Below are 13,491 nucleotides of genomic sequence, written 5' to 3'. Positions count from 1 at the left end.
GTGCGTGATCTCGGCGTCGTCGTCGGCTCATTGCCCACCGGTCCACTCAACGCGATCACCGACGTACCAGGTGTGTGGGTCGGCCAGACCACGATCGCCACCGGTGATCTGAACACCGGTGTCACCGCGATCGTGCCGCCCGGATACGCCGACGGCCTGCCCGCGGCGGTGGCGGTCGGCAACGGGTACGGGAAACTCGTCGGGTCGACGCAGGTGGACGAGCTCGGGGTGATCGAGACGCCGATCCTGCTGACCGGGACGCTCAGTGTCTTCCGGGTCGCCGACGCGTTGGTCGGCTGGCTGCTCGATCGTGACCCGGAGGCGACCAGCCTCAATCCGGTCGTCGGCGAGACCAATGACAGGTTCCTCTCCGACATCCGCCGCCGCCCGATCACCCCGGAGCACGTCCACGCCGCCCTCGACTCCGCCTCGTCAGACCTTCCCGCCGAGGGGTGCGTCGGAGCCGGCACCGGTACCGCGGCCCTCGGTTTCAAGGCCGGCATCGGTACGGCGTCCCGCGTCGTCGAGCACGGTACGGTCGGCGCCCTCGTGCAATCGAACTTCTCCGGGCTGCTCACCGTCCTCGGCACCCCGATCCCGGCCGAGCCGATCGACGCCGAAGGAAACTCCTGCATGATCGTCGTCGCCACGGACCTTGGGGTCGATGCCCGTCAGCTGGGTCGGCTCGCTCGGCGGGCGATCTTCGCTCTGGCTCGCGTGGGTTCCGACTACGCACCCGGCAGTGGCGACTACGCGATCGCCTTCACCACTCGCCGTGGAGTCTTTGCCGACCGCGACCTCCGCGAACCGTTCCAGGCGGTCACCGAATCGGTCGAGGAAGCTCTCCTCAACTCCCTCACGATGGCCCACACCACCACCGGGTACGGCGGCAACACCGCCCACGCCGTCCCTCACGACCTGATCCGCGCACTGACAACGGGATCAGGCCGGGCATCGTGATGCGCAGGGGCACGATGGGTGAGCGCGGACGCGATCAATGAACCGAAGGCGAGCAGCGCGGCAACGGTGCGGATCAGGTGGGCGACCTGCCAGTGGTCACGCACACCGGACCAGTCGGCCGGCGGGTTCTGCACCGACCACGACGCCTGATCCGAGTTGATCGGAAGATTGATCGCCAGCGTCGTCGCGAACACGATGAGCAGCAACGCGAACGCCACCAGCACTACCCGGCGATCGGTGCCCCGGGACCGGATCGCCAGTACGACAGTGGTCACGATCGCCGGGATCAAGGTCACCGACGCGAGCGTGTCCAGCGAGTCCAGCTCCACCAGCCGCACCTGCGTGTAGACCGACGCATCGAAACCCCGCAGCGAATTCTCGAGCACCAGGACGCACACCAGGAAGCCGGCGAACAGCCCACTGAACAACAGACTCACACCACGAACCACCCGGTACATCATGTGCCTCCCTGCACTCATCTCCTCTGTATTTCATATAGTACGGAACTCATAAGATATTTACCAGACATATCGTCGGCTCAGGAGTAGAGGGTGGACAGCGTTCGGCCGAGGGTTGCCAGTTCGGTGCGCAGTTCTGGTGGTTCCAGCACCTCCAGGCTGTCGCCGAAGCGGCAGAGGGTGGCCGCCGCGTTGGGGATGGATTCGATGGGGATCGTCACCACGACGCTGCCGTCCTCGTTGGGCTCCGCGGCGGCTACCGCTCTGACCAGAGCCGGGTAAGAGACGTCGTACATCTGCCCGGCCAATCGCGCGGACACTCGGACAACGGCCTCGGCGGTGAAGCGGATCTGGTCGAAGCCCTCCAGGTGCTCCTGCCAGAACTGGGCCAGGTCGAACCCGTCCGCCCGCTCGAACTCCTCCTCGGTGGGCGTGAGCTCGAGGATGTTGGAGACCCGGTACGTACGCATCCCGCCGGCGGTCGCGGCAACGACGTACCAGCTGCCGTTCTTGAGCACGAGCCCGTACGGCTCCAGCACGCGCTCGACCTCACGCGGTGCCTCCCATCGGCGGTACAGCACCTTGACTCGTCGATCATGCAGCACCGCGTCGGCGACGGCGGACAGCTGTGGTGAGGTCTCGGCGTCCCGGTACCAGGCGGGAAGGTCGAGATGGAAGCGGTTCTTCAACCGGCCGGCGCGATCCCGCTGGTCCGGCGCCAACGCCGCCAGGAGTTTCAGCTCGGCCGCGCTGGTCTCGGCGGTCAGCCCGAGAGCCGCGGCCGCGCCCGGCATACCGACCAGGAAGAGCGCTGCCGCCTCCTGCTCGGTGAGACCGGTCAGCCTGGTCCGGTACCCCTCGACCAGCCGATAACCACCGGCCCGCCCTTGATCGGCGTACACCGGCACGCCGGCCGCCGCGAGCGCCTCGACGTCGCGGTAGATGGTCCGCAGCGAGACCTCGAGCTCATCGGCGAGCTCGCGCGCGGTCAGCTGCCGGCGGGTCTGCAGCAACAGCAGGATCGACAGCAACCGACTTGAACGCATGCTCCGAGGTTAACCCGGAACACTGCCATGGATTGTCAGGTTTTGGTCGCAGGCTGGCTGCATGACGACATGGACCAAGGTGACCGGTGACTTCGACTTCCTGAACGGGTACTTCGACGTCCGGCACCGAACCCTGAAACAAGCCTTCGCCGGATGCGACGAGTGGCTGGAGTACGACGGAACCACGACGGCGCACACGTACTTCGACGGCGCCATCAGTATCGACGAGATGCGATTCCCGACGAAGGGGTCGTATGGGCTGTCGGTCCGGCTGTTCGACCCGGTCGCGCGGGAGTGGAGCATCTGGTGGGTCGACAGCCGGACGATGCGGCTGTACCCGCCGGTGCGCGGCGGCTGGTCGGAGGACGGCTCTCGCTGCCGGCTCGTTGGTGACGACGAGCTAGACGGTAAGCCGATCCTCTGCAGTTACGAATGGTCGGACATCACCCCGGAGACCGCGCACTGGGAACAGGCGTACTCCAACGACGGCGGTCAAACCTGGGAAACCAACTGGATCATGGACTTCACCCGCCGCTCCACGCCGCCACCTGCTCTCGACGTACCGAAGGTGACTGGCGACTTCGACTTCCTGGTCGGCCGCTGGGACATGCACAACCAGCGCCGCCGCCCCGCGCTCGGCGAGCCGGCCGAGTGGTACGAAATGCAGTCCGAGATGCAGGTCACGACGTACTTCGACGGCGCGATCAGCTTCGACGAGGGCTGGTTCCCCACCGAAGGCTTCCGGGGCGCGACCCTCCGCATCTACAACCCGTCGGCGAAGACCTGGGCCATCCACTGGATCAACAGCCTCCGCGGCCAACTGGAAACCCCGGTCATCGGCTCCTTCGGTCCCGACGGCACCGGCACCTTCGAAGGCCCGGACATCTGGGAAGGCCGGCCCATCGACGTCCGCTTCCTCTGGACCCCAGGCGTCGACAAGGCCGCCTGGGAACAATCCTTCTCCACAGACAACGGCCAAACCTGGCTCCCCAACTGGAAAATGCAACACACCCGAATCAAGTAGTGGTGTCCCCACGCGGTCGGCGGCTCGTGGCCCCGGAGGCGGCCGCCGACCCGCCGGACGGCTCATCCCGTCAGGCATCGAGTCGTGGATCGCGGCCTGCTAGAACCGCGTGTCGACCGCACGGATTCACGACTCGGCAAACCGCGCTGCCGCCGATCGCCACGACTCGACCCAATCCGGTCCGCAGATGGCCTCCGAGACGACGCGCTCACACCTGAACCGTCATCCGCGAACCCGACCTGCAGACCACGCGTCGGATTCACCCACGATCCCCGTAACGACATCAATCCACCGGGACCGTGCCCGCCCCGGCACTCACCCGCGCGCGGCAGCGCGCAGCTCGCGGGCGCGCGGCAGCGCGCAGCAGCCCGCAAGGAAGAGCTGGGCGGGCGGGAGCGCGCGGAGCGGCTGCGACGCAGGAGTGGCTGCGTAGCACGCGTGGGGCAGATCACCTCACGCGTGCGACAGGTCAGCTACAGCTCTCGGATCGCCACTAGGGTGGAGAGGGCTGCTTGGGTTGCCTCGTAGCCCTTGTCTTCTCGGCTGTCGGGCAAGCCGGCGCGGTCGAGGGCCTGGGGGTCGTTGTCGCAGGTGAGTACGCCGAAGCCGACCGGGATCCCCGTGGTCACGCCGACCTGCATCAGCCCCTCGGTCGCCGCCTGGCAGACGTACTCGAAGTGCGGCGTGTCCCCACGGATCACGACGCCGAGCGCGACAACCGCGTCGTACCCGTTCTTTGCTGCGTGCAATGACGCGACCGGGAGCTCGAAGGATCCCGGCACCCGGATCACGGTGTAGTCCGTGACGCCCGAGTCATCGAGCGCGCGCAGAGCGCCGGCGACCAGGGCGTCGGTGACCTTCGGGTGCCACTGGGCGGCGACGACCGCGACCCGGGCGCCTTCCGCCCGGACGACCTCGATGGTTGGTGCTCCACTGCCCGACATCATCCGGCTCCGTTCTCTTCGGTCAGTACGCCACCCGGCAGGTGGTGGCCCATCCGGTCGCGCTTGGTGCGCAGGTACCGCAGGTTGTGCTCGGTCGGGTCGATCGAGATGCCGCGACGCTCGACCACGTCGATGCCGTAGCCCTGCACCCCGGCCAGCTTGTCGGGGTTGTTCGTCAGCAACCGCACTTCCTTCACCCCCAGATCGGCAAGGATCTGCGCACCGGTCCCATAGTCGCGAGCATCCGCCGGCAGCCCGAGGTCCAGGTTCGCGTCGACCGTGTCCCGTCCCGCGTCCTGCAACTCGTACGCCTGCAGCTTGTGCAGCAACCCGATCCCGCGCCCCTCATGGCCGCGCAGGTAAACCACGACGCCACCCTCAGCCGCGACCTGCCGCATCGCCTCGTCCAGCTGCGGCCCACAGTCACACCGCAGCGACCCGAACACATCACCGGTCAGGCACTCAGAGTGCAGCCGTACCAGCGTCGGCCCATCACCGATCTCTCCGCGTACCAACGCCAGCTGCTCCGACCCATCGACGATGTTCCGGTAGCCGTGGGCAACAAAATCGCCGTACTGGGTCGGCAGCGTGGTCGTTGCGACGCGCTGGATCTGCGACTCGGTCAGCCGCCGGTAGCGGATCAGGTCGTCGATCGACACCAGCACCAGGTCGTGCTCGTCGGCGAACGCCCGCAGCTGCGGGCCGCGCTTCATCGTGCCGTCGTCGTTCACCAGCTCGGAGATCACTGCGGCCGGCGTCAGCCCGGCCATCCGGGCCAGGTCGATCGACGCCTCGGTGTGCCCGGGCCGGACCAGTACGCCGCCCTCGCGCCCACGCAACGGGAACACGTGGCCGGGCTGGACCAGGTCGTACGACTCGGTCGCGGAGTCAGCCAGTACCCGGATCGTCCGGGCCCGGTCGGCCGCCGAGATCCCGGTGCTGATGCCGTCGCGAGCATCCACGGAAATCGTGTACGCCGTACGCATCCGCTCCCGGTTGTGCGGAGTCATCAGCGGGATCCCGAGCCGATCGAGCTCCGCACCCTCCATCGGGACGCAGACCACGCCGGAGCTGTACCGGATCAGGAACGCCAGCAGCTCCGGCGTCGCCTTGGACGCGGCGAAGATCAGGTCGCCCTCGTTCTCGCGGTCCTCGTCGTCGACCACGATCACCGGCCGTCCGGCCCGGATCTCGTCGATCGCGTGCTCGATCGTGTCGAGCTTCAGTACGTCACCCATGTCAACCCACCACCACTGGTTCGGGAGTCGAGGTGCGCTCACGGTTCTGGATCTGCCACCAGGACGCGAAACCGATCACGCAGAACAGTCCGTAGACGACGTACATCGTCGCCGACGGGTAGAACTTCGCCTGTACCAGCAGCGGTACGCCGACCACGTCGACGGCGATCCAGATCAGCCAGAACTCGACGAATCCGCGAGCCATCCCGTACGTCGCCAGGATCGAGCCGGTCAGGATCCACGCGTCCCACTGCGGACCCCACGAGCCCAGTTCGCGCAGAACGAAGTACGCGATCGCATAGAGGACGACCCCGATGCCGAGCAGCTCGAACCGCTCGCGTGCGGTCGCCCAGCGCGGCTGGACCGCCGTGGCGGAGCCGTGGTGGCGCGTCTGGTACCAGCGGTACCAGCCGTAGAGGCTGATGATCGCGAAGAACACCTGGCGGCCGGCCTGGCCCCAGAGGTCCTTGTCCTGCGGGGTGTCGAAGATCCCGCCGACGAAAACGGTGAACAGCAAGACGTTGCCGACGATGCCGACCGGCCACGCGGCGACGAGCCGGCGCATGCCGAACAGGGCGCTGCCGAGGCCGAACACGTTGCCGACGATCTCGCGGACCAGTACGGGCGAGCCGGCGATCGTCACCTGGGCGTGCAGCAGCCAGTCGACCGGGTTCACTTGGTGCCTCCGTTGAGCAGTCGCTCGACGTACTTCGCGATTACGTCGACCTCCAGGTTGACGGTGTCGCCGACCTGGTTGCGGCCCAGGACGGTGAGTTCGAGCGTGGTCGGAATGAGGCTGACCCCGAACGTCCCGGTCGCGTCGTCCACGTCGGTGACGGTCAGCGAGACGCCGTCGATGGCGATCGAGCCCTTCTCGGCGACGTACCGGAGGATGTTCGCGGGTGCGGCGACGCGGACGTTCTCCCAGTGCTCGGACGGTGTCCGGCTCGCGATCGTGCCGACGCCGTCGACGTGGCCCTGGACGATGTGTCCGCCGAGCCGCTCGTGGGCGGCGATCGCGCGCTCCAGGTTGACCTGCGACCCCTTGGTCGCCTGGCCCAGGCTGGTGCGCTCGAGCGTCTCGCGCATCACGTCGGCGGTGAACGTACCGTCGCCGGTCTCGACCACGGTCAGGCAGCAGCCGTTGACCGCGATCGAGTCGCCGTGACCGGCGTCCTCGGTCACCTTCGGGCCGCGGATGGTGAGCCGGGCGGCGTCACCTTCGAGCAGGTCGAGCGCTTCGACGGTGCCGAGCTCCTCGACGATTCCGGTGAACATTCAGTGCTTCCTTTGCGATTCGAGCGGCGTCAGGATCAGCCGGACGTCGTCGCCGAGGCGGGTGACGTCCGCTAGCTTGAACCGCCGCAGGTGGTCGATCGATTCCGCGCCCAGGTCACCGATCGCGGCGTACCCGGAGCCGAGAACGGCCGGGGCGACGTACGCGACGATCTGGTCGACGAGCTGGGCGCGCAGGAACGCGGCGGCCAGCGTCGGGCCGCCTTCGAGCCAGAGGTGCCGGATCTGCCGGTCGTCCAACTGCCGGAGGACCTCGGCGGGATCGTGGGTAGGCAGGAGCAGAGTCTCCGCGCGGTCGTTGCGGACCCGCGCGGTCGGTGGGATCTCGCGATCGCCGACGACGACCCGCAACGGCTGCCGCGCGGCCGGTACGTCGTTCTCGTCGCGGACCGTGAGTTCGGGGTCGTCGTCCAGCACGGTCTGAGTACCGACCGCGATGGCGTCGCACTCGGCCCGGAGCCGGTGGACGTCAGCTCGGGCGATCGGGCCGGTGATCCAGCGGCTGGTGCCGTCCGGAGCCGCGGACCGCCCGTCGAGCGTGGTGGCCAACTTCCAGGTGACGAAGGGCCGGCCCACCCGCACGCTGTGCAGCCAGACCTGGTTGACCGCCTCGGCCTCGGCTTGCAGGACGCCTTGCTCGACCCGGATGTTCTTGCGCTTGAGCTTCTCGGCACCGCCGGCAGCCTGGTTGTTCGGGTCGGGTACGGCGTACACCACGCGGGTGATGCCGGCCTCGATCAGCGCATCGGCACACGGCCCGGTCCGGCCGGTGTGATTACACGGCTCCAGCGTCACGTACGCCGTACCGCCACGGGCCAGCGGCCCCGCCATCCGCAGGGCCTCGACCTCGGCGTGCGGGCCACCGGCAACGGCATGGAAGCCCTCGCCCACTGGATGCCCGTCCCGGCCGGTGATCACACAGCCGACCACCGGATTGGGATGCGTGCCGCCGATACCTTTCGCGGCCAACTCGATCGCACGCCGCATCCAGGCGACGTCAATCGGCGAAGCGTTGCTCACTGCGGCCCCTCGTTGTCACGGACGCACTACCGGGGCCATGACAACCGGCACACACGCGCTGCCGTCCGAGGTGCTCCGCGCGGGCCTGCTTGCTCCCCGTCTGGGTCGCTACCCGCCGGATCGCTGCCCACCGCGGGCCGCGTCACCGGACGCCAGAGCGCACCCGCCGATCGCGTGCGCCTCCCATCCGGACTTTCACCGTCGGTCCTGGAATTCCACCAGATCAACCAACCGCCAAACCGCAGCGGCCGGGTCGCGGACTGTCACCGCCGGCTCGGAATTACACCGACCCCGGAGCACGCGAGTGGGTTCACTCGTGGTTCCAGTATGCCTCTCCCCACAACCCACACCACGACCCAGGTCACATCTTGGTCACTCGGCGGGGTGTCATCCGCCGGGTGAGCGCGAGCGCGACGGCCGCGACCACGCAGGCCATGGCGACGGTCAGGACGAGCGGGCGGTACCCGAGCGCTTCGGCCAGCCCGGCCCCACCCAACGGCCCGAGCGCCTTCGCGATCGTCGTCGGCGTCGTCAGCATCCCGGAGATGGTGCCGAACCCGGTAGCGCCGTACCGATCGAGCAGAATCGCCGGCGTCGCGATCGACGACACTCCGAACCCCAGCCCGAACAGCACCAGACACCCGACCGCTCCAGCGATGTGCCGCCCAACCACCGGCAACAGCGAGATCGCCACCCCCTGCACCAGCAGGATCCCCGCGGTGATCGTCGCCATCGGCAACCACCGCGCCGACAGACTCGTCACTAACCGCCCCGTCACCGACAGCAGCCCCAGCAATCCAGCCAGGGTCGCAGCCCGCGCCGGCGGATGCCCCAGGCTGATCAGGTACAGCACGAGATGCACTGAGATCACCGCCAGCGCCGCACTGTGCACAACAAACGCACTGGCCAGCAACCAGAACCCAGGATCCCGCAGAACCCGCGCAGGTGCCCCGGTCCGCTGGCCAGTGAGCACGGGCCGCGACGCAATCCGCCGTACGGCGAACAGATGCAGCGGCACCGTGGTCACAGCGAGCAGACCAGCCAGCAGAACGAGCGTGGTACGCCAGCCGTACCCGTGCACGAGATGACCGGTCAAAGGCAGGAAGATCGAACTAGCGAGTCCGCCAACCAGCGTGATGGTAAGGATCGCGTTCGTCCGCGACGCCGGCGCTGCCACAGCAACCACCACCGCAAACGCCGGCGGATACAACACCATCGCCGACGCAATCCCGATCGCCACGAACACGCCGTACAACTGCGCAGTGCTCTGCACCTCCGACCACCCCAGTACGGCGACCGACGCCAAGACCGACCCAGACGTCATCAGCCCACGTCCGCCCCGCGCATCCAGCCATCGACCAACCGGAATCGACATCAGCCCACTCACCAACACCGCAGTGGTCGACGCCCCAACCGCGGTCGTCGGCGAGATGCCCAACTCCCGACTCATTGGCCCCAGCAACACGCTGAACGCATACGTCAGCACGCCGTACCCAACCGTGGTCGTGACCGCGAGCGCCCCCACCAACCGCCGAACCCGAGCCTGATTGGCCCGAGTCACCAAAGCATCGGCTCGTGTCATCGGAGCAAGAGCCACCCAGCCGCCCCAAGCAGCCCAGCCGCCCCCACAAAGCTCACAACAGCCATCCCCACCAACACCCCCCGCGACCGCCCAGCTCCCGACCCCCGCTCCCCACGACCGCCCGCATCCCGCTCCCGGCCATCAAGTGAAGCCTGCCCGCCGCGTCCAGCCGAAGCGTGCTCGCCGTGTCCGGCCTGAGCCTGCCCACTGCCCGCGGCCTGGGCCTGCTCACCGTGCCCGGCCCGAGCCTGCCCACTGCCCCCGGCCCGAGCCTGCCCACCGCGCCAGGCCCGAGCCTGCCCACTGCCCCCGGCCCGAGCCTGCCCACTGCCCCCGGCCCGAGCCTGCCCACTGCCCCCGGCCCGAGCCTGCCCACCGTGCCCGGCCCGAGCCTGCTCACCGTGTTCGGCGGGCGCCTGCCGCCTGTCCCCGGCGGGAGTCTGTCCCCAGCCGTCGGTCGAAGCCTGCTCCCTCTCCGGACCCACTTGTTGCAGAGCCGATTGTTCCGGAGCTGGTTGTTGTTGAACCGCGCGCTCCGGTGCCGACGGCTGTGGGGCCGGTTGTTGTGGGGCTGGGCCTGTTGGGGTCCACAAACGTGGGAGGGGCGGGAGCTGGTCGAAGACTTCCGGAGCGTCAGGGTCGTCAGCCCATGGAGCGGTAGCCGAGGGCGGGAGTACACCGCTGGCGGCCAACAGGCGGCCCGCTTCGTGGGCGGATTCGGGGCGGTCGGACGGATCGGTCGCCGTACTCCGGTGGATGAACTCGCCGAGTGGACCGTCGACGGCCGGGAGCTTGCCGTCGGAGCCGGGGCGCTCGCCGGTGAGGAGCTCGACGGCCACGGCACCTACGGCGTACAGATCCTGGCGTGGATCGGGGTCGGCTCCGGCCAGCTGTTCAGGAGCCAGGTACCCCGGCGTGCCGAGGATCGTGCTGTGCCGAGTCATCCGCGGCTCGTCGACCAGTCCCGCGACGCCGAAGTCAGACAGCCGGAGATGCGGCCTACCCGTACCGGTGACGTCGAGCAAGAGGTTGGCCGGCTTCACATCCCGGTGGACGACCCCCGCGGCATGAACCGCGGACAGACCGTGCAGAAGTTGATCCAGCAGGACCGCCACGTACGACGCCGGAAGCGGACCGTGATCACCGAGCAGAGTTGCGACGGACCCACCACGAACCAGATCCATCGCGAACACGACCTTGTCGTCGTCGGCCGCCCAACCATGCGGAGCGACAACATGCGGATGCTCGATCCGCAACGACTGCTCCCGCACGAACCTCAACAGCGCGGCCGCATCATGCTGCCCAAGCACCTTCGCTGCCACGTACGCCGACCGCCGCAGGTCCCACGCCCGCCAGACCGACCCCATCCCCCCGGTCCCAACCAGGTCGATCAGCCGATACCGCCCCGCAAACGCCTCCACCACCGAAACCTACCGCCCCAGGGGTCGCCACCACCCCAACCCCCAACCAACCAGCCGCGGCACAGGGTGCACCGGAAGCCGACGGGCAGGACATGCGCCGGGCTGATCAGCAGGCTCCGACAGGCCCAGGCAGGCTCGGGCAGAGTACGAACAGGCCGGCATCGCGCTGAGCGTCGACCGGCCGACATGGGGCAGAGCGCGCAGCGGCCAGTGGTCTGGCGTTGGTGAGGTGCCGCGGGGGACTTCGCCGGCACCCGGGGTGCTCGGAATGGGGTCTGGCTGATGTCGCGCCGAATCACCAAGCGGTCAGAAGACCCGAGCCCGGACCACCTGGGGTAATCCGGGCTCGTGCGTGCGTCAGCGGTGTGGTGGCTGGTGGGGCGGTTGCTGGTGGCTCTGGTTTGGGCCCTGCTGCGGCGGATGATTCGGGTACTGCGGCGGGGTCTGGTTCGGGTACTGCGGCGGGGTTGGGTTCGGGTATGGCTGCTGCCCGGGCTGCCAGGCTGCCACGCCCGGCTGGGCGGTGGCTGGCTTCTTGCGGAGGCGGAGTACTGCGAAGACTCCGAGCAGCAGGAGGAGTGCACCGCCTCCGCCGAGGCCTGCGATCAGGCCGACCGGAGTGCTGTCGCCCGAGTCGGCACTCCCCTGGACCGGGCCGCCGGCTTCGGTGTTGTTGCCGTCGTCGTTGCCGTTGCTGGGGGTCGCTGAGGGGTCCGCGGTTGGTGAGGGCGTGACCGAGTCGCCCGAGACCGGCGTTGCGCCATCGACGTACTGCGGTTTTCCGGTGCCGGCGGTGCCCTGGAGGCCGACGGTCAGTGTCAGCGGGATTGCGAAGGCCTTGTCGTCGGCTTTCCGGGTCAGCGAGACCGCGATGTAGTACTCGCCGGGGGTCGAGGTGCCGGTGTCCTGGTTGTTGGCTCCGTTCCGGTTCAGGTAGCGGATCTCTTTGGTCGTGACGGCCTTGACCAGGCCACGCTTGGTGAGCACAGCCTTCGTGTACGAACCACCTGGCACCTTCTTGGCGAAGACGGCGTACACATCCTCACCGATCGGCGAGATCAGCGCGGTGTCCACGTAGCGGATCCCGTCGATGGCCTCGGCCGTGGCGCCGGCCATCTCCGGCACCGTGATCTGCGCCTGGATGCGCTGGCCCCAGTCGGCCTTGACCTTGTAGAGCTGCAACTCGCCCGGCATCAGCGTCGTCTTGTAGCTCCCGGGCTGAAGCAGCGGCGCATCCGGGAAGCTCGAACCGGGAACGATCTCGCGCGGGGTCGAACCGGGCATCGGAACCCAGACCGGGTCGCCGGCCGCCGCCGGAAGGCTGGTGGTCGAATCCACCGGCGGCTCCTCGTCGATCCGCAGTTCGTAGGGCACTCCCTTGATCTCCCGGAAGTCCTTGCCCGGGTTTACCGTCAGCACCAGCTGCTCGGACTCGGCGCATTCGTCGTCCGTCTTCTTGTACTTCGACCAGCTCGCGGCCGTGCCCGTGGCGAGGCCCTGATCACCGTCGAACGCTCTCGGGTAGCTCCAGCCACATTGCTCACCGGTGAGCGTGTTGAGCTTCACCTCGGCCTGGATGACGAAGCTGCCACCCGACGGACGTCGGAAGCTCACTCCGGCCCGCAGCGTCGAACCGGTCATGGTCCGCTTGATCAGGTAGTGCTTCGACGTGCTGTCCACCCCGAACGTGTCGGAATAGTGGCCCGGGGCAAGCACCGGTGCGCCTTCCTGCTGCGGCGCACCCTGGACCGGCGTACCGGAGATCCGGAAAGGGCGGAAGGCCCGGGTCGACAGGCGATCCAGCCCGGCCTCGAGGTCGATGGTCGAATCGGCGTCGTAGTAGTCGCCGCGGCCTTCTCGAGCGACGCACTGCAGCTGGGTCCGTGCTTTCCCGCCGACGCGGAACCCGACCACGTCGATCTTCAGATCGATGCCCTGCTTGGCGATCGACTGCGCCACCACGCAGGGATCCGGCGCACAAGTGGCCTCGCCGTCGGAGACCAGTACGATCGTGCGCTGGCCGCTCGGGCCAAGGTCCTTGGCCGCCTGCTGCAGCGCGTAGCCGATCGGAGTCTCGCCGTACGGCTTGTACTTCGTGATCGCGGCCTGCAGTTGCGGCCGGTTGTCCGTGCCGATCGGGACGGTCAATTGGGTGTCGGTGCACGCGCCCGCCTGGGTGCGCTTGAACACGGTCGCGCCATACACCCGCAGACCAACCTCAGCGGTCGGCGGAAGCTTGGTGACCACCTGGGTCAGCGCGGTCCGGGCCGCCGCAATCTTCGTCTGCCCGTCGCCGGCCGGCTCCTGCATCGAGCCGGACGAGTCCAGCACGAGGACGAGCTTGCCGCTCGCCGGATCAGGGTCGGCCAGCGCCGTCCCGGTCGTCAGCCCGGCCAGTATCGCGGTCAAGGTGATGGCAAGAAGCGCCCACACCGCGGGGCGGCGGTGTCCCTGCAGAGCCGTCATCGTTTCCTCCAGTGAGATTCGCTGTCGCAAACCCTC

Annotated in this window: 12 protein-coding genes and 1 riboswitch; of the genes, 2 read left to right on the top strand and 10 right to left on the bottom strand. The window is 68.4% G+C overall.

Features of this window, described 5'->3' with window-relative positions; translation table 11 throughout:
• On the top strand, positions 1-960 hold the full coding sequence (locus AB0E63_RS14510; protein WP_360365449.1) for a P1 family peptidase: 960 nt from the start codon (positions 1-3) through the stop codon (positions 958-960).
• On the opposite strand, the gene AB0E63_RS14505 is transcribed toward AB0E63_RS14510, so the two are convergent.
• Both AB0E63_RS14505 and AB0E63_RS14500 read right to left on the bottom strand, forming a co-directional pair.
• The gene (locus tag AB0E63_RS14505) at positions 912-1,421 is read right to left on the bottom strand and encodes a DUF1772 domain-containing protein (RefSeq protein WP_360365447.1); all 510 of its coding nucleotides are present in this window, start codon (positions 1,419-1,421) and stop codon (positions 912-914) included. The two genes, AB0E63_RS14510 and AB0E63_RS14505, sit on opposite strands and share 49 nt — an antisense overlap.
• Positions 1,422-1,498: 77 nt before the next feature.
• Positions 1,499-2,464, bottom strand: coding sequence for a WYL domain-containing protein (locus AB0E63_RS14500; protein ID WP_360365445.1), 966 nt, complete (start codon positions 2,462-2,464; stop codon positions 1,499-1,501).
• A 61-nt stretch (positions 2,465-2,525) separates the two neighbouring features.
• On the opposite strand from AB0E63_RS14500, the gene AB0E63_RS14495 reads away from it, so the two are divergent.
• Positions 2,526-3,488 carry a hypothetical protein gene (locus AB0E63_RS14495; protein WP_360365443.1) on the top strand — a complete coding sequence of 321 codons (963 nt, stop codon included), beginning with the start codon at positions 2,526-2,528 and terminating at the stop codon, positions 3,486-3,488.
• A 473-nt stretch (positions 3,489-3,961) separates the two neighbouring features.
• Here the strand turns inward: AB0E63_RS14495 and ribH are convergent, their stop codons facing one another.
• The 8 genes from ribH to AB0E63_RS14455 all read right to left on the bottom strand — a co-directional run bounded on the left by ribH (position 3,962) and on the right by AB0E63_RS14455 (position 13,455).
• A complete protein-coding gene (ribH, locus tag AB0E63_RS14490; protein ID WP_360365441.1) occupies positions 3,962-4,432 on the bottom strand; it encodes a 6,7-dimethyl-8-ribityllumazine synthase in 471 nt (156 codons plus the stop codon).
• Positions 4,432-5,670 (bottom strand): bifunctional 3,4-dihydroxy-2-butanone-4-phosphate synthase/GTP cyclohydrolase II, encoded by a 1,239-nt coding sequence (locus AB0E63_RS14485; RefSeq protein WP_360365439.1) that lies wholly within the window; start codon positions 5,668-5,670, stop codon positions 4,432-4,434. Before AB0E63_RS14485 ends, ribH begins: the two co-directional genes overlap by 1 nt.
• A gap of 1 nt (position 5,671) precedes the next feature.
• The gene (gene pnuC / locus AB0E63_RS14480) at positions 5,672-6,346 is read right to left on the bottom strand and encodes a nicotinamide riboside transporter PnuC (protein ID WP_360365437.1); all 675 of its coding nucleotides are present in this window, start codon (positions 6,344-6,346) and stop codon (positions 5,672-5,674) included.
• Complete coding sequence (locus tag AB0E63_RS14475) at positions 6,343-6,948, bottom strand: riboflavin synthase (protein ID WP_360365436.1); 606 nt, start codon at positions 6,946-6,948, stop codon at positions 6,343-6,345. The genes pnuC and AB0E63_RS14475 overlap by 4 nt, the downstream gene beginning before the upstream one ends.
• Complete coding sequence (ribD, locus tag AB0E63_RS14470; RefSeq protein ID WP_360365434.1) at positions 6,949-7,986, bottom strand: bifunctional diaminohydroxyphosphoribosylaminopyrimidine deaminase/5-amino-6-(5-phosphoribosylamino)uracil reductase RibD; 1,038 nt, start codon at positions 7,984-7,986, stop codon at positions 6,949-6,951. It lies immediately after the preceding gene.
• A 170-nt stretch (positions 7,987-8,156) separates the two neighbouring features.
• Positions 8,157-8,290, bottom strand: a riboswitch (FMN riboswitch).
• A gap of 57 nt (positions 8,291-8,347) precedes the next feature.
• Positions 8,348-9,568: an MFS transporter gene (locus tag AB0E63_RS14465; RefSeq protein WP_360365433.1), complete on the bottom strand. Its 1,221-nt coding sequence runs from the start codon at positions 9,566-9,568 to the stop codon at positions 8,348-8,350.
• Positions 9,565-10,989: a protein kinase gene (locus AB0E63_RS14460; protein ID WP_360365431.1), complete on the bottom strand. Its 1,425-nt coding sequence runs from the start codon at positions 10,987-10,989 to the stop codon at positions 9,565-9,567. The genes AB0E63_RS14465 and AB0E63_RS14460 overlap by 4 nt, the downstream gene beginning before the upstream one ends.
• A gap of 357 nt (positions 10,990-11,346) precedes the next feature.
• Entirely contained in the window at positions 11,347-13,455 is a 2,109-nt protein-coding gene (locus tag AB0E63_RS14455) for a VWA domain-containing protein (protein ID WP_360365429.1), read from the bottom strand.
• Between the last annotated feature and the right edge of the window lie 36 nt (positions 13,456-13,491).

The sequence above is a fragment of the Kribbella sp. NPDC026596 genome (genome assembly GCF_040638415.1).
Classification (GTDB): Bacteria; Actinomycetota; Actinomycetes; order Propionibacteriales; family Kribbellaceae; genus Kribbella.
This window is presented reverse-complemented; position numbering and strand designations above follow the sequence as displayed.